Consider the following 17,199-nt stretch of genomic DNA (forward strand, 5'->3'; position numbering starts at 1 on the left):
TGGGCATCGAGGCGGTCAGGGCGGGGCGCGAGGTCAGGTTCGTGGACTGCGCCCGGCTCGTCGAGGACCTGGAGGACGCCTCGTCGCGCGGCATCCTCAAGAAGAGGCTCAGGTACTACGCCCACTCGAGGCTGCTGATCATCGACGAGCTCGGCTACCTCGACGTCGGCAGCGCGGGCGCGGACCTGCTGTTCCAGCTGATATCGACGCGCTACGAGCAGCGCTCGACGATCATCACCACCAACGTGGGGATCAGCGGCTGGGGCAGGGTGTTCGGGGACGACGTGGCGGCGAGCGCGATCGCGGACAGGGTGTGCCACCACTGCCACCTGGTCAAGATAACCGGCAGGTCCTACAGGCTGAAGGACCTGCCGAGGGACGGTCCCGTCAAGCCGTGACCGGAATCGGTGAAAATACGTTAGCGCAACCGGTGAAACCGCCTTTGCGCAAACGGCGCGCCTGTTTAGCGAAACTGGTGAAAAATAGATTGACGCTAACACAGGACGAGATATGGCAGGAGTCCAGGTACTTCTCGGAGGCGAGGATGAACGAGCTCTACGACGACGGTCGCACCCGGGGGATCGACGGTCCCGTCGAGTGGGCGCGGCTTGAGGCGGAGGCCAGGAAGATGCTCGAGTCCGGCCTCGAGCTTGCGGACAGGGTCGAGGCGGCATAGGATATCAACCGTATTCCAGATTCTGGGACGCCGGGCCGACTCGCTTCGGATCGGGCGCTACACCAACTTTCTCGACACTACCGCCTTATCCCCTCCGAGTTGCGGTGAAATAAGGACTGAATAGGCCTTTTAACGGCTAAAACACTCCCTATTTCACCGCAACTCAGGGGGGGGATTGCATTACTGGTAGCGCAGGCACTCCACGGGGTCGAGTTTTGCGGCCCGGCGGGCGGGGTAGAAGCCAAAGATTACGCCGATGCCGACGGAGACCGCAAAGGCCAGCAGCACCGTGGCGATCGAAAAACTCGGCGTTATGGTACCGCTGGCACCGAGTTCGCCAAGCACGCCGGAACCCGAGGCGAACATCGCTAGGCCCCAGGCAAGCAGGTAGCCAATCAGGACACCTAGCAGACCGCCGGTGATGCACAGCGCCGAAGACTCGGCCAAAAACTGTGCGGTGATATCGCGACGGCTGGCACCCAAGGCTCGACGAATACCGATCTCGCGGATGCGTTCGGTCACATTGGTGAGCATCATGTTCATGATGCCGATACCGCCCACGAGCAGCGAAATGCTGGCAACGGCGCCCATGATGAGCGAAAACGCGCCCATAAAGGAGTTGAGGGCGTCGATGGCGCTTTTCATTGAGGTCGCCGACACGCTGTCATATTCGTCGTCATCCGCGATGTCCTTCATGCTGCGCACCTTGGATTCAATCATCTTGCACAGCTCATCCATGTCCGTACCCTCGGCGGCGAGCGCCGTTACGCTGGGAAAAGACGGGTTCTCGTCGCCAAAGAGGCCCGAGATGGTCTCGCGCGGCATGTAGAGCGTGAGTGAGCCCATGGAGTCGCTGCCGCCGTCGATAACGCCGATAATCTGCACCTCGCCGTTCGACACCTTGATGGTCTTGCCGAGCGCGTCCTGTTCGTTGCCGTACAGCTGGTCCGCGCCGCCGCGGCTGATGAGCGCCACGCGTGCGCCAGATTGGGACTCAGCCTGGGTATAGGTGCGCCCCGCGACGAGCTTGCTGGCTCCCACTGCGTCGAGCATGTCGCTATCGACGCCCTGCGCCATGACGTTATAGCTTTTGTCACCGGCCTTGTACTCGGTATAGGCACTGTCCACGATACCGATCTGCTCGATCTGCGGCACCATCTTGCGAAGCTTCTCAACGTCCGACTCGGTGAGCTCTTGCGACGAATAAATCTGCACCATACGCGCGGCGTTGAGGCCCAGGCTGTTGACCAGGCTGTTTTGGATACCGCCGATAAGCGAGGTCATGGCAATGACGGAGGCGATGCCAATAACAATGCCCAGGATGGTGAGTAGGCTGCGTCCCTTGTTGGCCTCGAGGGAGTGAAGGGCTTCTTGGATAAGGTCGCACGTGCTCATGCCTTCACTCCTTTCGTCGGATTGGCGTGTGCGGAAATCATGGGCAGGTTATCAATGGCGCCGTGCAGGGTCTGCGGTGCGTGCGCGATGTACGCGCCGTCGTGGATTCGGCCGTCGCGAATGGTTACGGCACGGTCGGCCTCGGCGGCGATACCGGGATCATGCGTGATGAGCACAATGGTCTTGCCACGTTCCTGGAGTTTGTGGAAGGTCTCCATCACGAGCGCTCCGGTGGCGGAGTCCAGGTTTCCCGTCGGCTCGTCCGCCAGGATGATGGGCGGGTCGTTGACGAGGGCGCGCGCGATGGCAACCCTCTGCATCTGTCCGCCTGAGAGCTCGGAGATGCGGTGGTCCCAGTGGTCGACCGGCAGCGTGACGGCTTGCAGCGCATGAACGGCGCGCATCTCACGCTGAGCCCGCGGCACGTTGGTGTACGACAGCGGCAGCATGACGTTTTCGATGACCGATAGGCGCGGCAGCAGGTTAAAGCTCTGAAAGACAAAGCCGATGCTCAGGGCGCGGACTTCGGTGAGCTCGTCATCGTCGAGCTCCGCCACGTTGAGGCCCTGCAGGTAATAATCGCCTGCCGTTGGCTTGTCCAGGCAGCCCAGGATGTTCATGAGCGTTGACTTGCCCGAGCCAGAAGGGCCGGTAATGGCCACGAATTCGCCGGGATTCACTGCCAGGCTCACGTTATGCAGGATATGGGCGCAGCCGGCCTCGCTCTCAAAAATGCGATGCACGTTGCGGATGTTGATGACGGGACGCATTACAAGCCCTCGTCGGCAGACATGCTGCCAGAGTCGTCGCCGTCGGCCGTCATGCCTGCGCCGGTGTCCACGATGAGGGTGTCGCCGTCGCGCAGCTTGGTAACCGGTACGTCTGCGTTGATCTCATTGCCCTGGTCGTCGCGCTTGACCTGCGTCTTGCCGACCACGGCGTCGTTTTCGTTTTGCGTCACAATGGTCACCTTCACGCGGCGCATCTCCTTGCCTTCACCGTCGGTTGCCACGTTGACGTAATAGTGCTCGCCATCCTCGGTCATGAGCGCCATGGTCGGCACCATCACCACATCGTCGAGCTGCTCGGTTACCACCGAGACCTCGGCGGTCATGCCCGGCTTGAGGCGCGCGTCGGGCGCGTCAATCAAAATATCGACGTTATAGGTCACGCTACCGCCGCCACCGTAGGTGGAGTCGGAGTTTGCCACCGAAGCGATTGTCGTGACCGTTCCCTGGCTCACGATATCGGGAAAGGCCGGATAGGTAACGTTGGCGCTCTGGCCCACTGCGATCTTGGCGATATCCTTTTCGCCCACCTGAACGGTGACCTTCATCTTGGAGAGGTCAGCGATCTGCATGCACTGCTTGCCGCCGGTCGTATCGCCTTCGCCCATAATCATGCCGCCCGTCACCGTGGCGCCGACCTTGGCGTTGAGCTCGACGATGCTGCCCGAGCTGGGCGCGGTCACAGTGCGCTCGGCGGCTTTGGCGTTGGCCTGGTCCAGGGTCGCCTGGGCCGAGGCCAGGTTACGTTGGGCGCTCGAGATGGCGCTCGTGTCGGCACTCGTGCCGGTGCTACCGCTGGCGCCACTTGCGCCTGCCGCATCTGTGTCAGTCGCCGGAGCGGCTTGGGCGGCAGCTACCGCTTTCTGCGCGTTGGCGAGGTCTTCCTGTGCCGCCGCCACCGCGCGCTGCGCCTCGGCAACGTTGCGATCGAGCTCGTCATTTTTAATGGTCATGAGCACATCGCCCTCGTTAACGGACTGGCCGGCTGATACGTTGATCGATGCCACCGTGCCGGCGACAGAAGGGGAGACCACCGAAGCCGAGATAGGCTTGAGCTGGCCTTTAGCCTCGACGGTGGTCGTAAATGTACCCTCGGTGACCATGTCGGTCACCGGCCCGTTGGTACCTGCGGGCCGTGCGTTAATGACGAAGGTTACGACAACGGCGATGAGCACAATGGCGGCCACGACGCCGGCCGCAATGCCGCGTCGGATGAGCTTTTTGCGCCGACGCTCGGCACGCTTCGCCTTGAGCTTGGCGTAGGCCTCTTCGTCAGAAATCTCGGTTGCATCGCTTGTGCTGCCGTTTTGCTGTGTGGCGCGCATGTTTGTTATGAGGGGAAGCGTTTCGGTGGCACCCTCGGGCGCTCGCTCGGTATCATTCGGTCCCGGGGTGATGGTGGGGACATTCGACATGGCGTCTCCTTTATAGAAAGTTCTTCGATAAGTATATGCGCCCGTCGCGAGAAGCGGGCGCATATGGCGGATTCTTTCGGAACTGTTAGATTGGAGCGTCAGTTCCCCGTTGTGCGAAGGCGTGTTTCCCTACGAGTGCACGACCACGCATAGGCCTACGTTGATGCAATCGTGGAGTGCCTTGGCATCGGCCAGACGCAAGTTGATGCAACCGTGGCTGCCGCACCATTTGTACGAATTTGGGTCGTCAAAGCTCTGATCGTTTTGCCATGTTGCATCATGGAAACCAACCATGTTGCCTTCAAACGGCATCCAATATGACACGGGGCTTTCGTATTTTGGTTTTCCGGTCTTTGGGTCTTTGGCACCGATGAGCTTGCTTGCGCCGTCATTGCTATTGATCTGCCAAACGCCCTCGGGGGTGGCATCCTCTCCCGGTTTGCCCGAGATAAAGTTGGCCTCCCAAACGATATTACCGTTCTCGTCATAGTAGCGCGCGTGCTGCTCGGACAGGTCGACGTCGATATACGCCTTCCAGTCGGGCTCTCCCTTTGCGGTATAGGTGTCGGCCTTCTGGGAGTACTTAATCTCGATTTCGCCGGTCTGCTTGTTGTTAATGGCGTCCTCGACCTGCTTGGCGAGCGCGTCGCTATCGACGGACCAGCCAAAGTCACCGCCCTCGACGGCACATTCTTTGCCGTCGGCACGCGTCCACCAGCGGGTGGTGCCCACGGTATTAAAGCCGTTGGCGAGCTCGGCTGCCCAGCTACCGATCTGCGACGTATCGAGTGTGGGGTTGGCCGGATCGGCAAAGCTGATCCACTGCAACACGGAGCTGCCGTCGACCTTGCCGGCATCCTCGCCGTTGAGCTTGAGGGTCACGTTGACGCCCAAGAAGTTGTTGGCGGCATCGCATGCGGCCTGAATCTGATCATTGGTCAGCGTTTCATTGAGCGGCTCATAGGCATCGTTGCCGAGCTTGGAAAGATCTACGGTCTCGGCCAGCGAGGCAAGCTCGAGCTCGGCATACTTAATGACATGCTCGCGGTTGAGTTTTTCGTTGGAGCGCGCCTTCTCGACGGTAAACTTGCCGGCTTGCTCGTCATAGGAGCTATTGGCCTCGAACGTACCCGAACGGCCCTCGTTAAACTCGTCAATGGCGGCGCCCAGATCCTCCTCAAACTTCTTTTGGTCAAAGGTGTCAGAGAGCATGGACAGGTCGACGTCTTGTTCAAGATCGACTTCGTTGGAGGTAGCGATTGTTTTGGTCTTGCCGCTTAAGGATTCCACAAGGCGGACCGGCCATATAAAGGCTTCGTTGCGGCTGATGATTTCTTTTGCGGCAGCTTCGCCGTCGACGATGGGTTCATCGGACTCGGGCTGATAGCTCCAGTTAAAGTCATCGCCTGTCACCGTGAGCTTATAGTGCTTCCATGCCGAGTTGACCTTAGTGGCAGCAGACGAAGCATTGGAGAACGAGACGTCGACGCCGGCAATGGTGGTGTTGGGGTAGGCTACCTGCGAAAACGCGACAACGCCAACAATGTAAACGACAACAATGAGGCCCAGAGCAACGAAAAGGGTCATTTTGGCCCCGGATTTTTTCCCGTTGGCGTGGTTCTCTGACCCACGGGGGCCCTTGTGATGGTTTTGCGTGTGTGAAGGCGCGTGCTTAGTCGCTTTATTGCTCTGACGCTGCTGATACGCATGGGGGTTCTGGCGCTGTGAGGTGTTTCCCGAACCATGCTTTGTGCTATGCGTTGGCGTAATGGGGCGCGGCGACTGAACGCCGCCGGTAGGCCTAGAAGGCTGCTGCGGATCGGGAATCAGTTGGGTGCGGTCGTTTTGCGACATCGTATGCATATCCTTCGAATTTCGCCTTGCGGCTCATCGTGTTTTTACTGGGCTTGCATTATAGCGATTACCTAGTTGTTTGTGGTATTGAAACGGTGGCATTGGCAAGAGGTTGGACATTTGTCCCACCTCTCGTTTTGGACTGCTCTTTATCCGCACACGCCGCATTTAGCGCAAGCCGAAAGTGCTGCGGGAGCTTGTGCGATGCCGCCCTTGGCCGTCTCGCGCAGCGTGGCCGGCAACGCGTGGCCCACCGAGAGCATGACGTGTGCCATCTGGTCGAAGGGCACAAGGCTTTTGATACCTGCAAGGGCGAGCTGCGCCGAGCTAAATGCGGCCGCCACGCCGATCGCGTTGCGGTTTTGGCATGGCACTTCGACAAGGCCGCCCACGGGATCGCATACAAGACCAAGCAGATTGCTCAGTGCGATAGAGCTGGCGTCGAGTGCCTGCTCGGGCGTACCGCCCAGCATCTGGACGAGCGCGGCAGCGGCCATGGCGGCGGCGCTGCCCACCTCAGCCTGACATCCGCCTTCGGCACCCGCGACGCAGGCACTTGTGGTGAGGTTGAGACCAATCGCGGCAGAGCAGTAGAGTGCGTCCATGACCTGTTCGTCATCGAGCTGTAGATGGTCGGCGAGCGCCAACACGCAGCCGGGCACGACGCCCGCAGAGCCGGCCGTGGGGGCTGCGACGATGACGCCCATGGTGGCAGAGCGCTCAAGCACGGCCATGGCGCGGGCTACGGCTTCGGTTTGGACCGCGCCCATCAGGTTTGTGCTCAGATCGTTGCGGCGTGTGGCGTCGACGAGTTTTGCCTCGCCGCCGATAAGCCCGCCGAGCGAGCGCTGCGGTGCGGCGATGGGCGCCGTTGTCTCCTCGCGCATGACCTCGAGTACGAGGCGCATGGCGGCGACGGCGTGCTGCTCGCCGGTCAGGCGGGCTTCGCGTACGGCCATGACGGCGCCAATGTTGAGGCCCAGTTCGGCGCAGGCGTCGAGGAGCTGTTCGCCATCGTCGAAGATTTCCTTGGCGGAAACGCCGGGGGAGAGCGATGAGGCCGAGCCGGGAAGCTCAATGAAGGTGGCGTAATCGACATGGTCGAGCATGCGTAGCATGGGAACGACGATGTCATCGGGGGTGCCGTCGGTCTCAAAGACGGAATAAGCTTGGCCGCCTACCTCGGTGCGGTAGGTGCGGCAGAAGGCAATGTTTACGTGTGCGTAGGCGAGCTGGTTCGTGAGCGCGGCGAGAACGCCGGGGACGTCCTGGTGCGCCACAAACAGGGTGGAATACATGCCCGAGATATCGACGCCGACGCCGTTGATGCGGCTGATGCGCATCTTGCCGCCGCCAAGGCTCTCGCCGCGGACCTGCGCCGTGGCGCCCGTGTCATCGACCATGTCGATGTCGACGGTGTTGGGGTGGATGGAGGCGTCGTCGCCCTTAATGTCAAAGTGATAGCTGAGGCCCCGCTCGCGCGCGAGGTCAAAGGCCTGCTTGATGTTTTCGTCGTCGGTATCGAGGCCCAAGATGCCCGCGACGAGTGCGCGGTCGGTGCCATGGCCGCGGTAGGTGTGGGCAAAGGAGTTCCACAGGCCAAAGGTGACCTTGGTGATGCGGCCTTCCAGCAGGCTGGCGGCAACCTGGGCGCAACGCAGGGCGCCGGCGGTGTGCGATGAGCTGGGGCCGACCATGATGGGGCCCAAGATCTCGAATGCCGAGGTCGTAGCTAGTGTTTGCGGCTTGCCTGCCATGGCTGCTCCTTTTCTATCCCGTCGTCCCGAGGGGCGGGGCATACGCTGTCCCGCCGTTCCGAGGGCTTTAGTATTTGGTCGCCTGCTCGGACAGTCCTGACTCGCACGGAGAGCACATTAAGTGGCCTCCGGCTCGTGCGGAACTCGCGATCGACCTTATGCCCCGCCCCTCGGGACTAAGGATACATGGTAGAAGTGCGCGTGCGCAAAATTCATTAGCTGGTGACGCGTCATGCATTGCATATCGAAATATCTTCACCACCGTTCAAATAAAAAAGAGGTACCGGTTGTTCCGGTACCTCTTTTTGGTGCGTTTTTATTTGGCTGTGGTTTTTCTCGTTAGCTTACAGGCCGCAGGCTGCTTTGAGTTCGTCGATGCGGTCCGTTTTCTCCCAGGTAAAGTCGGCGTCTTCGCGGCCAAAGTGACCGTAGGCTGCCGTCTTTTCATAGATGGGGCGACGCAGGTCCAGGTCGCGGATGATTGCGCCCGGGCGCAGGTCAAAGGTCTTCTCCACGGCCTCGACGATCTTGTCCTCGGCAACATGCGCGGTGCCAAAGGTGTCGACCATGATCGACAGCGGCTTGGACACGCCGATGGCGTAGGCCAGCTCGACCTCGCAGCGATCGGCCAGGCCGGCGGCGACTACGTTCTTGGCGACCCAGCGAGCGGCGTACGCGGCAGAGCGGTCGACCTTGGTGCAGTCCTTGCCGCTAAAGGCGCCGCCGCCGTGACGGCCGTAGCCGCCGTAGGTGTCGACGATGATCTTGCGGCCGGTCAGGCCCGTGTCGCCCATGGGGCCGCCCACGACAAAGCGTCCGGTGGGGTTCACATAGATATCGGCGCCATCCCACGGCATGTTCTCGGCATCCATGACGGGTGCGATGACATGCTCGATGAGGTCGGCCTTGATCTTGCCCATGTCCTCAACTTCGGCAGCGTGCTGCGTGGAGATGACGATGGTTGTGACCTCCACGGGCTTTCCGTCCTCGTAGCGCACGGTGACCTGGGTCTTGCCGTCGGGGCGCAGATAGGGCAGGGTGCCGTCGTGGCGCACGGCGGACAGGCGTTCCGCCAGGCGGCTTGCCAGGTAGTGCGGCATGGGCATGAGGGTCTTGGTCTCGTTGGAGGCGTAGCCAAACATCATGCCCTGGTCGCCGGCACCGATCAGGTCGATCGGGTCGGTGGTGGCGCCGGTCTGGGTCTCAAATGACTCGTCGACGCCCTGGGCGATATCGGGGGACTGCTCGTGGATGAGGCTCATGACGCCGCAGGTATCGCAGTCAAAGCCAAACTTGGCGCGGTTGTAGCCGATGCGGCGGATGACGCCACGGGCGATTTCCTGCACGTCGACGTATGCCTGGGTGCGAATCTCTCCGGCGACGATGACGGTGCCGGTGGTCACGAGGGTCTCGCAGGCGCAGCGGACGTTTTCAACGTTGGCGGGCACGCCGTTGGGCGCAATATAGCCCTGCTCCTGCAGCTCTATTTCTTTGGCGAGGATTGCGTCGAGGACGGCATCGCTGATCTGGTCGGCGATCTTATCGGGATGGCCTTCGGTCACCGACTCCGACGTAAACACAAAAGACCCCTGCTGGGGCGGGATGGAACGAAGCTCTTCTGACATGATTGTCCTTTCGAATAACGTGTCCCAGCGACCGTTACCATTCCGCTGGGCTCTGTATGCAGGGGCACATCATAGCGCGTAAATCCAACATTCACACCCTTTCCGCACCTACTCATTAGGTAGCTAATTTGGGACGGGGCTTTTTTAGCTACCCCGGCTGATTGTTTGCTGGTTTAGCCGATAGCCTGCCGGGGCAGCTAAAAAAGCCCCGTCCCAAATTAGCTACCCGGCTTCGATGACTGGGTCGGTGCCCTTTGTGCGGAGGTGGGCATTGTTGCTTTATACTGGTGCGGTTAGACATCCATCCTGCAATCGAGGAGATTTCCATGGCATCAGACGTTCGCGTCCGCTTTGCACCCTCACCGACGGGCAAGCTGCATATCGGCGGCGCCCGCACCGCTATCTATAACTGGGCTTTTGCCCGCGCAAACGGCGGCACGTTCATCCTGCGCATCGACGACACCGATCCCACCCGCTCTACCGACGAGAACACGCAGATCATTCTGCGCGCTATGCGTTGGCTGGGCCTGGACTGGGACGAGGGTCCCGAGGTTGGCGGCGACTTTGGCCCCTATGCCCAGACCGAGCGCCTGGACCTGTACAAGCAGGCCGCCCAGAAGCTTTGGGACGAGGGCAAGGCCTATCCCTGCTTCTGCACCAAGGAGCAGCTCGAGGCCGACCGTAAGGCCGCCCAGGAGCGTAAAGACCCCTTCCAGGGCTATCAGCGCCGCTGTCGCGATCTCGATCCCGAGGAGGCACGCCGCCGCATCGAGGCCGGAGAGCCCTACGTCCTTCGCATCAAGGTGCCCGAGGACCGCGGCGATGTCGTCATCCACGACGCCGTCCACGGCGAGGTGACCTTCGACGCCAAGGAGCTCGACGACTTCGTCATCTTCCGCTCCGATGGCACGCCCACGTATAACTTCGCGACTGTCGTCGACGACGCCATGATGAAGATCACCCATGTCATCCGCGGCGATGACCATCTGTCCAACACCCCGCGCCAGGTCATGGTTTACGAGGCCCTTGGCGCCCCCGTTCCCACGTTCGCCCACATCTCCATGATCTTGGGTGCCGACGGCAAGAAGCTCTCTAAACGCCACGGCGCCACCTCGGTGGAGGAGTACCGCGACGCCGGCTACCTGTCCGACGCGTTCGTTAACTACCTGGCGCTGCTCGGCTGGTCGCTCGACGGCGAGACCACGATCATCCCGCGCGATGTCCTTGCCAGTAAGTTCTCGCTCGACCGCATCTCTAAGAACCCGGCGACCTTCGACCCCAAAAAGCTCGACTGGGTCAATGCCGAGTATATCAACAACATGTCCGACGCCCAGTTTGCCGACGAGATCATGGTCCCCGAGCTGCACGAGGCCGGCATGATCGAGGGTAACATCGAGTACGGCGAGGACTGGATCGACGCGCTTGCCGCCATCGTCAAGCCTCGCACCAAGATGCCGGCCGACGCCGTGACCGTCGCCGCCCCCATCTTTGCCACGGCCGAGACGCTCGAGTATGACGAGAAGTCTGTCAACAAGGGTCTGGCCAAGGAAGGCATGGGCGCCATTCTGGATGCCGCCAAGGCCGCGCTCGAGGGCGTGGATGAGTGGACGGCTGCCAACATCGACGCCGCGCTTGAGCCGCTGCCCGAGCAGATGGACCTCAAGAAGCGCGTGGTGTTCCAAGCTGTGCGCGTCGCCGTCTGCGGTAACATGGTGAGCCCCCCGCTGGGCGAGACCATGGCGCTCGTCGGCCGCGACGACTGCTTGGCGCGTATCGACCGCGCCCGCACGATGGCGCTGTAGCAGCTGCGTAAACGTATGTTTCCGAGCCCCGTTCACCCGAGCGGGGCTCTTGTTTCTAAAGACGTATGGGATGGGAGGTACAGAGACCATGGTCGAGCAACTGTCGCTGTTTGGTTCGCCGGAACCTAAGGGAGCTCCGAAGTCCGAGGCCTCTGCCGCCGTCCCGGCGCAGCCCGAGCTCGCACCCGAACTCGTCTCCGCCTACGCGAGCGTGGTCCTCGACATCCCGACCCGTGCGCTCTCCGAGCCATTCGACTACGGCATCCCGCAGTCCCTTGCCAACGATGCCCAGATCGGGTCCACGGTCCTGGTCCACTTTGGCAACCGTGCGGCCGCGGGCTATATCGTCGATATCGCGCCCGAGCTGGGCGACCTGCAAGGCAACGACGCCCTCGACCCCTTGCGCATCAAGCCCATCGAGGCCATCCTCAGCAAGCCGCTCTTTACCGCCGAGGCTGCACGCATTGCGCGCTGGATGAGCCACGAGTACGTCGCGACGCTTTCCGAGTGCCTGCGTCTGTTCTTGCCTCCGGGCGGCAGCCCGCGTGTCGTAAAGGGCGATGACGGCGTGTGGACCGTTGAGCGCCCCGCCGTAAAACCCATCCAAAACCGTTGGGTCATGCTCACGCCCGAGGGTTTCGACTACACGCCGCCTAAGACAGCGGTCCGTCAGCGTCAGCTCATCGACGCGCTCCAATGCGGCCCGGTCACGACGCGCGACCTCAACCTGCTCTACAACAGCATGTCGGCGACCATTAAAGCGCTCGAAAAACGCGGTGTCGTGGTGGTGGAGGAGCGCCGCGCCTGGCGTGGGTGTAGCGAGCAGACCACGTTGTCCTCGGCAAGCGGCAAGGCGCCGGTCTCTCTCACCAACGGCCAGCAGCAGGCGCTCGCGCAGATTGAACGCGCCCGCCTTGATGCCCATGGCGACGTGGTCCTTGTCGATGGCGTCACCGGTTCCGGTAAAACCGAGGTTTACCTTTCGGCCATTGAGCGCGTGCTGGCGGCCGGCCGTTCGGCCTGCGTGCTCGTGCCCGAGATTTCGCTGACGGCGCAGACTGTCGGCCGCTTCCGCTCGCGCTTTGGCGAGACGGTCGCGGTCTTCCACTCGCGTCTTTCGGCCGGCGAGCGTCTGGACCAGTGGGATATGGTTGCCAGCGGTGCCGCGCGCGTGGTCGTGGGCGCCCGCTCGGCGCTCTTTTGCCCGCTCAGCGATCTTGGCCTCATCATCATCGACGAGGAGCACGAGACCAGCTACAAGCAGGGCTCCAGCCCGCGCTACCATGCGCGCGAGGTGGCTGCCGAGATGGCGCGCCGCTATCGGTGCCCGCTCGTGTTGGGCTCCGCCACGCCCTCGGCCGAGGCCCTCGACCGCTGTCGTCGCGGTATGTACAACGGTGCCACCTGGACGCGTGTCGAGATGCCCGAGCGCCCGGGACACGCCGTGCTGCCCACGGTCCGCATTGCCGACCTGCGCCGCGAGTTCGCGCACGGCAGCCGCTCCATGTTATCAAAACCGCTGATGGAGGGCTTGGAACGCGTGGTCGAGCGCCGCGAGAAGGCCGTACTGCTGCACAACCGCCGCGGTTTTGCGCCGTTTTTGATGTGCCGTGAGTGCGGCTGCGTCCCCACCTGCAACCACTGTTCTACCGCACTCACGTACCACGAGCGCACGCACACACTGCAGTGCCACACCTGCGGATCGTCCTGGCGCGTGCAGCCCTATCCGGCGCCCACGAGTCGTTGTCCCAAGTGCGGCAGCCGCTACCTGGCAAAAATGGGCCTGGGTACGCAGCAGATCGAGGACGCCCTACACCAGATACTGCCCGAGGACGTCGCCATCATTCGTATGGACGCCGATTCCACACGCGGCAAGGATGCGCACAAAAAACTACTCGAGCAGTTCGATGCCGCCGATTGCGCGGTGTTGCTGGGTACCCAGATGATTGCCAAGGGCCTCGATTTTCCCGAGGTCACGCTCGTGGGCGTGGTCAATGCCGACTTTGCGTTAAAGCTGCCCGATTTTAGGGCGGGGGAGCGCGCCTACGATTTGCTGGAACAGGTCGCCGGTCGCGCCGGTCGCGGCGATCGTCCCGGCGAGGTTATCATCCAGACGTATCTGCCCGAGGACCCGGTCATTCGCGCCGTTGCCGAGCACGACCGCTCGATCTTTACCGACTACGACCTGGACCAGCGCCGCGACGCCCTGTACCCGCCTTTCGTGCGTCTTGTCAACATTTTGGTGTGGTCGGCGAATCGTGATAATGCGCAGGACTACATTGGGCGCATCGCAAAGCTTCTCAAGCGCCGCTGGCATGCCGCCGCGCCTGACTTTTTGCGGGCCGGAAGTGTCGTGCCGCAGGTGCTGGGCCCGGCTTCGTGTGTAATCGAGAGAGCCAAAGACCGTTATCGCTTCCATCTGCTTGTCAAGTCGCCGGTAGGGTACCATGTCTCTGATGATATCGACGCCTGCCTCAAAGAGGTGGGCTCCGTGCGCGGCGTGAGCGTGAGCGTTGACGTCGACGCCTATGATTTGATGTAACAACCCGAAAGGATGGCCATGGAAGCCAACGGAATCGTACTTTCGCCCGACCCTCGTTTGCGCCAGGAGTGCGCCGTCATCGAGGAGATCACCCCGGCGATCGAGGCGCTTGCCGAGAAGATGAAGAAGATGATGTTCGACAACGGCGGTTGCGGCCTGGCTGCCCCGCAGATCGGCGAGCTCATCCAGCTCGTCACCATCGACTGCGACTACACCGACAAGAACGACTATGACCCGTACGTGCTCATCAACCCTGTCATTGTTGAGCAGAGCGACCATCTGGTGCCGTTTAGCGAGGGCTGCCTTTCTATCCCTGGCATTAGCTGCGAGATCGAGCGTCCCGACCATGTCGTTGTCGAGGCATACGATCTGGACGCCAATCTGATTCGCTATGAGGCCTCTGGCGACCTGTTCTGCGTGTGCCTGCAGCACGAGATCGATCACCTGCACGGCAACACCATGTTCGAGCGACTCAAGCCGATGCAGCGCATCAAGGCCGTCAAGGAGTACCAGGACGCCCTGGCCCGCGGCGCTCGACCGGGCGAGACTGAATAAGGTCGTCCGTCCCTGGGGCTGGCCGCCTATATATCGTCCCGCGCGCAGTTTCGCAGCGCAGCGAGAATGTTTGAGCACGGGATGATATATAGGCGGCCAGCCCCAGGGACTACTAGTTCTTGACTCGGTTCGCTCGGGTGCCGTCGGGCCAGGGAGGGGCGTCTTCGCTGATAATTGCTTTGTTGGAAGAGCTGCTTTTATTGCGGCTCTTTCTTTGGTTTTGGGTATATTTGTTCTTGTTGAATTGTTATTGCGGATGGGCTGGCGACTTGGCTTTCCGCTGTTATTTGTAGCCGTCTCGGTTTTGTTTGAGGGGAGACGTTCTTTATGCGTATTGTGTTTATGGGTACGCCCGATTTCGCGGTGCCGTCGCTGACTTCGCTTGTTGAGGCTGGGAATGAGATTACGCTGGTAATTACGCGTCCCGATGCTGTTCGCGGGCGTGGTAAAAAGCTGGAGCCGTCTCCTGTTAAGGCCAAGGCGCTTGAGCTTGGTCTGCCCGTTGTTGAGGCAAATCGTATGACGCCGGATGTTATTGATCGCCTTAAGGCTGCTGATGCCGATATTTTCTGTGTGGCTGCCTATGGCTGCATTTTGCCCGATGAGGTGCTGCATATGGCGCCGCTCGGTATTGTGAATGTTCATGCTTCGCTGCTGCCGCGTTGGCGTGGCGCTGCTCCCATTCAGCGTGCCATTCTTGCTGGTGACGAGGTTGCCGGCGTTTCCATTATGCGCATTGGGCATGGCGTGGATACGGGCGCTTATTGCGCGCAGGTGTCGACCTCGGTTGCCGGTAAACATGCCGAGGCACTCACGATGGAGCTTGGTGAGCTGGGCGGTAAGTTGCTTGCCGATACGCTTCCCTCGCTTGCCGATGGCTCGGCTGTTTGGATTGAGCAGGATGAGTCACTCGTCACTCATGCTGCCAAGATTTCCAAGCAGGAGATGCGTCTGGATCCGCAGATGGGGGCGCTTGATTGCGTGCGTCATGTGCTTGCCTCTTCCGACACCGCTCCCGCTCGCTGCGTGATTGCCGGCAAGACCGTGCGCGTGCTCGATGCCGCGCCGGCAGATGTATCGCTTGGCGAGGGGCTCGTCGCCGTTCAGGCCAAGCGCGTCTACCTGGGCCTGTCCGATGGCGCGGTCGAACTGCTCGAGGTTAAGCCCGACGGTAAGCGTGCTATGGCTGCTTCTGCCTGGGCTGCCGGCCTGCAGGGTGCGGATCTTTCGTGGGGTGTTTTGTCATGAGTAAGCTTTCCCCCGCGCGCAAGCTCGCGCTCGATGTTTTGATGGAGGCCGATCGCCGCGGCATGTACGCGCGTGACGTGCTCTCGTCCCGCGCCTCGGCCAAGGCCATTGACCAGCGCGATTCTGCTTTTGCCGCTCGTTTGGCACTGGGCGTTACAGCCACCCAAGGCATTTTGGATGAGCTGCTCGACCAGTTTCTCGATAAGCCTAAAAAGGTCGCGCCTCGTGTGCGCATGGCACTTCGTATTTCGGCCTTCGAGATGCTCTACCTGCATACCCCGGGTCGCGTTGCGGTGAGTCAGGGCGTTGAGCTCGTGCGCAGCGGTGCTAAGTCTGCCGCCGGTCTGGCGAACGCCGTGCTGCATAAGGTTGCGAACAACGTCGAGGACTTTGCCACTGCGGCGGATGCCGATGAGTCCGAGCGCCGTTTGGTTCGCCTATCTCGCCTGATGGGCATGCCGCGCTGGCTGTGCGCTCGCATTATGGCGTCGTTCGATACACCCGAGGGCGCGCTCGGCTTTGCCGGCAATCTGGCGCCCGCGCCGCTGGCTTTGCACGAGAATGCCTTTGCAACAAAACCCGATCCGTACATTTCGCAGCTTGTGGCACCCGTGTTCCCGGGTTGCCATGCGCCGGTCGACGCGCAGGCCACGGTTGCGTCGGGTGTGTTTGAGCGCGCGGCTGCCGTGGCCTCGGACCTTAACGCCCAGCTCATCGCTACCGCGGCGACCCGTCCCGGGCGTTGTCTAGAGATCGGCGCCGGTCGTGGCACCAAGACCTATGTGATGATGTGCCAGGCCAAACGTGCCGGTTACGACCGTCAGCACACCGCACTCGATTTGCACGACCGCAAGTGCGACCAGAATCTCGCACGTCTGTATAAGGCGGATATTACGGGTGTTCGTACGGTGTCGGGCGATGCCTGCGAGCTCAATGAGGTGCTCACGTCCTTTGACGCGATGCTTGGCGAGCCTGCCCTGTTCGACACGGTGTTTATCGATGCTCCGTGCTCGGGCACCGGCACCATGCGCCGTCATCCCGAGATACCGTGGCGTCTTGCCGAGGGCGACGTTACGACTGAGCTGCCCCGCCTGCAGCTGACGATGCTCAAGGAAGCAGCCGCGCGCGTGGCTGCCGGCGGTGAGCTTATCTATGCCACCTGCTCGGTCTTCGACGAGGAGAACACGCAGGTCGTTGATGCCTTCCTGGCCTCTCCCGAGGGCGCCTGCTTTACCGTGGCGCCCCTCTCCGAAGCCCAGATTTTGCAGCTCCCCGATTTCGCGCAGGCAAAGAAGCTTGTCTCCGTACGCCAGAACGACCGTGGACTTTTCCAGAGCGTCCCCGCAAACGCCGATTCCTACGACGGCCACTTCTGCGCCAGACTGATCCGCAAGTAAAACGGATTTCAAGGGTAGCTAATTTGGGACGGGGCTTTTTTAGCTGCCCTGGCCGCCAGTCGGCCAAACATTTGCGTTATCAGCTGGGGCAGCTAAAAAAGCCCCGTCCCAAATTAGCTACCCTACGTTTCAAGGTGACCTGCCC

Annotated in this window: 13 protein-coding genes; 7 read left to right on the forward strand and 6 right to left on the reverse strand. The window is 61.4% G+C overall.

Annotation, left to right across the window (positions count from 1 at the left end; all coding sequences use genetic code 11):
- The coding region (locus ACTM86_RS02100) for an ATP-binding protein (protein WP_441053290.1) at window positions 1-398 on the forward strand (398 nt) is incomplete at its 5' end.
- Window positions 399-544: 146 nt separating this feature from the next.
- Complete coding sequence (locus ACTM86_RS02105; protein WP_441017385.1) at window positions 545-676, forward strand: hypothetical protein; 132 nt, start codon at window positions 545-547, stop codon at window positions 674-676.
- Window positions 677-856: 180 nt separating this feature from the next.
- Here ACTM86_RS02105 and ACTM86_RS02110 read toward each other — a convergent pair whose 3' ends face one another.
- The 6 genes from ACTM86_RS02110 to metK all read right to left on the reverse strand — a co-directional run bounded on the left by ACTM86_RS02110 (window position 857) and on the right by metK (window position 9,510).
- A complete protein-coding gene (locus tag ACTM86_RS02110; RefSeq protein ID WP_441017388.1) occupies window positions 857-2,071 on the reverse strand; it encodes an ABC transporter permease in 1,215 nt (404 codons plus the stop codon).
- Window positions 2,068-2,841, reverse strand: a complete 774-nt coding sequence (locus ACTM86_RS02115; RefSeq protein ID WP_427717357.1) for an ABC transporter ATP-binding protein — start codon at window positions 2,839-2,841, stop codon at window positions 2,068-2,070. Before ACTM86_RS02115 ends, ACTM86_RS02110 begins: the two co-directional genes overlap by 4 nt.
- The gene (locus ACTM86_RS02120; protein ID WP_441017391.1) at window positions 2,841-4,274 is read right to left on the reverse strand and encodes an efflux RND transporter periplasmic adaptor subunit; all 1,434 of its coding nucleotides are present in this window, start codon (window positions 4,272-4,274) and stop codon (window positions 2,841-2,843) included. Before ACTM86_RS02120 ends, ACTM86_RS02115 begins: the two co-directional genes overlap by 1 nt.
- Window positions 4,275-4,403: 129 nt before the next feature.
- Complete coding sequence (locus tag ACTM86_RS02125) at window positions 4,404-5,861, reverse strand: L,D-transpeptidase (protein ID WP_441017394.1); 1,458 nt, start codon at window positions 5,859-5,861, stop codon at window positions 4,404-4,406.
- Between the two features lie 416 nt (window positions 5,862-6,277).
- Window positions 6,278-7,885 (reverse strand): L-serine ammonia-lyase, iron-sulfur-dependent, subunit alpha, encoded by a 1,608-nt coding sequence (gene sdaAA, locus ACTM86_RS02130; RefSeq protein WP_441017397.1) that lies wholly within the window; start codon window positions 7,883-7,885, stop codon window positions 6,278-6,280.
- A gap of 344 nt (window positions 7,886-8,229) precedes the next feature.
- Entirely contained in the window at window positions 8,230-9,510 is a 1,281-nt protein-coding gene (gene metK / locus ACTM86_RS02135) for a methionine adenosyltransferase (RefSeq protein ID WP_427747377.1), read from the reverse strand.
- 326 nt (window positions 9,511-9,836) lie between these two features.
- Between metK and gltX the strand changes: the two genes are divergently transcribed.
- The 5 genes from gltX (at window position 9,837) to ACTM86_RS02160 (ending at window position 17,054) form a co-directional block, all read left to right on the forward strand.
- Window positions 9,837-11,312 carry a glutamate--tRNA ligase gene (gene gltX / locus ACTM86_RS02140; protein WP_427795876.1) on the forward strand — a complete coding sequence of 492 codons (1,476 nt, stop codon included), beginning with the start codon at window positions 9,837-9,839 and terminating at the stop codon, window positions 11,310-11,312.
- Window positions 11,313-11,382: 70 nt separating this feature from the next.
- Complete coding sequence (gene priA, locus ACTM86_RS02145; RefSeq protein ID WP_441017400.1) at window positions 11,383-13,854, forward strand: replication restart helicase PriA; 2,472 nt, start codon at window positions 11,383-11,385, stop codon at window positions 13,852-13,854.
- Window positions 13,855-13,872: 18 nt separating this feature from the next.
- On the forward strand, window positions 13,873-14,409 hold the full coding sequence (def, locus tag ACTM86_RS02150; protein ID WP_118449363.1) for a peptide deformylase: 537 nt from the start codon (window positions 13,873-13,875) through the stop codon (window positions 14,407-14,409).
- A 327-nt stretch (window positions 14,410-14,736) separates the two neighbouring features.
- Entirely contained in the window at window positions 14,737-15,657 is a 921-nt protein-coding gene (fmt, locus tag ACTM86_RS02155) for a methionyl-tRNA formyltransferase (protein WP_441017403.1), read from the forward strand.
- Window positions 15,654-17,054 (forward strand): RsmB/NOP family class I SAM-dependent RNA methyltransferase, encoded by a 1,401-nt coding sequence (locus ACTM86_RS02160; RefSeq protein ID WP_441017405.1) that lies wholly within the window; start codon window positions 15,654-15,656, stop codon window positions 17,052-17,054. The genes fmt and ACTM86_RS02160 overlap by 4 nt, the downstream gene beginning before the upstream one ends.
- Window positions 17,055-17,199 lie beyond the last annotated feature (145 nt).

It is taken from the genome of Collinsella sp. HCP3S3_E11, assembly GCF_052067375.1.
Lineage (GTDB): Bacteria > Actinomycetota > Coriobacteriia > Coriobacteriales > Coriobacteriaceae > Collinsella.

Excerpts from the sequence above, each read along its gene's own strand:
- ACTM86_RS02105 (WP_441017385.1), top strand. The coding sequence starts at position 545 with ATGAACGAGCTCTACGACGACGGTCGCACCCGGGGGATCGACGGTCCC.
- ACTM86_RS02110 (WP_441017388.1), bottom strand. The coding sequence starts at position 2,071 with ATGAGCACGTGCGACCTTATCCAAGAAGCCCTTCACTCCCTCGAGGCC.
- ACTM86_RS02115 (WP_427717357.1), bottom strand. The coding sequence starts at position 2,841 with ATGCGTCCCGTCATCAACATCCGCAACGTGCATCGCATTTTTGAGAGC.
- ACTM86_RS02120 (WP_441017391.1), bottom strand. The coding sequence starts at position 4,274 with ATGTCGAATGTCCCCACCATCACCCCGGGACCGAATGATACCGAGCGA.
- ACTM86_RS02125 (WP_441017394.1), bottom strand. The coding sequence starts at position 5,861 with ATGACCCTTTTCGTTGCTCTGGGCCTCATTGTTGTCGTTTACATTGTT.
- sdaAA (WP_441017397.1), bottom strand. The coding sequence starts at position 7,885 with ATGGCAGGCAAGCCGCAAACACTAGCTACGACCTCGGCATTCGAGATC.
- metK (WP_427747377.1), bottom strand. The coding sequence starts at position 9,510 with ATGTCAGAAGAGCTTCGTTCCATCCCGCCCCAGCAGGGGTCTTTTGTG.
- gltX (WP_427795876.1), top strand. The coding sequence starts at position 9,837 with ATGGCATCAGACGTTCGCGTCCGCTTTGCACCCTCACCGACGGGCAAG.
- priA (WP_441017400.1), top strand. The coding sequence starts at position 11,383 with ATGGGAGGTACAGAGACCATGGTCGAGCAACTGTCGCTGTTTGGTTCG.
- def (WP_118449363.1), top strand. The coding sequence starts at position 13,873 with ATGGAAGCCAACGGAATCGTACTTTCGCCCGACCCTCGTTTGCGCCAG.
- fmt (WP_441017403.1), top strand. The coding sequence starts at position 14,737 with ATGCGTATTGTGTTTATGGGTACGCCCGATTTCGCGGTGCCGTCGCTG.
- ACTM86_RS02160 (WP_441017405.1), top strand. The coding sequence starts at position 15,654 with ATGAGTAAGCTTTCCCCCGCGCGCAAGCTCGCGCTCGATGTTTTGATG.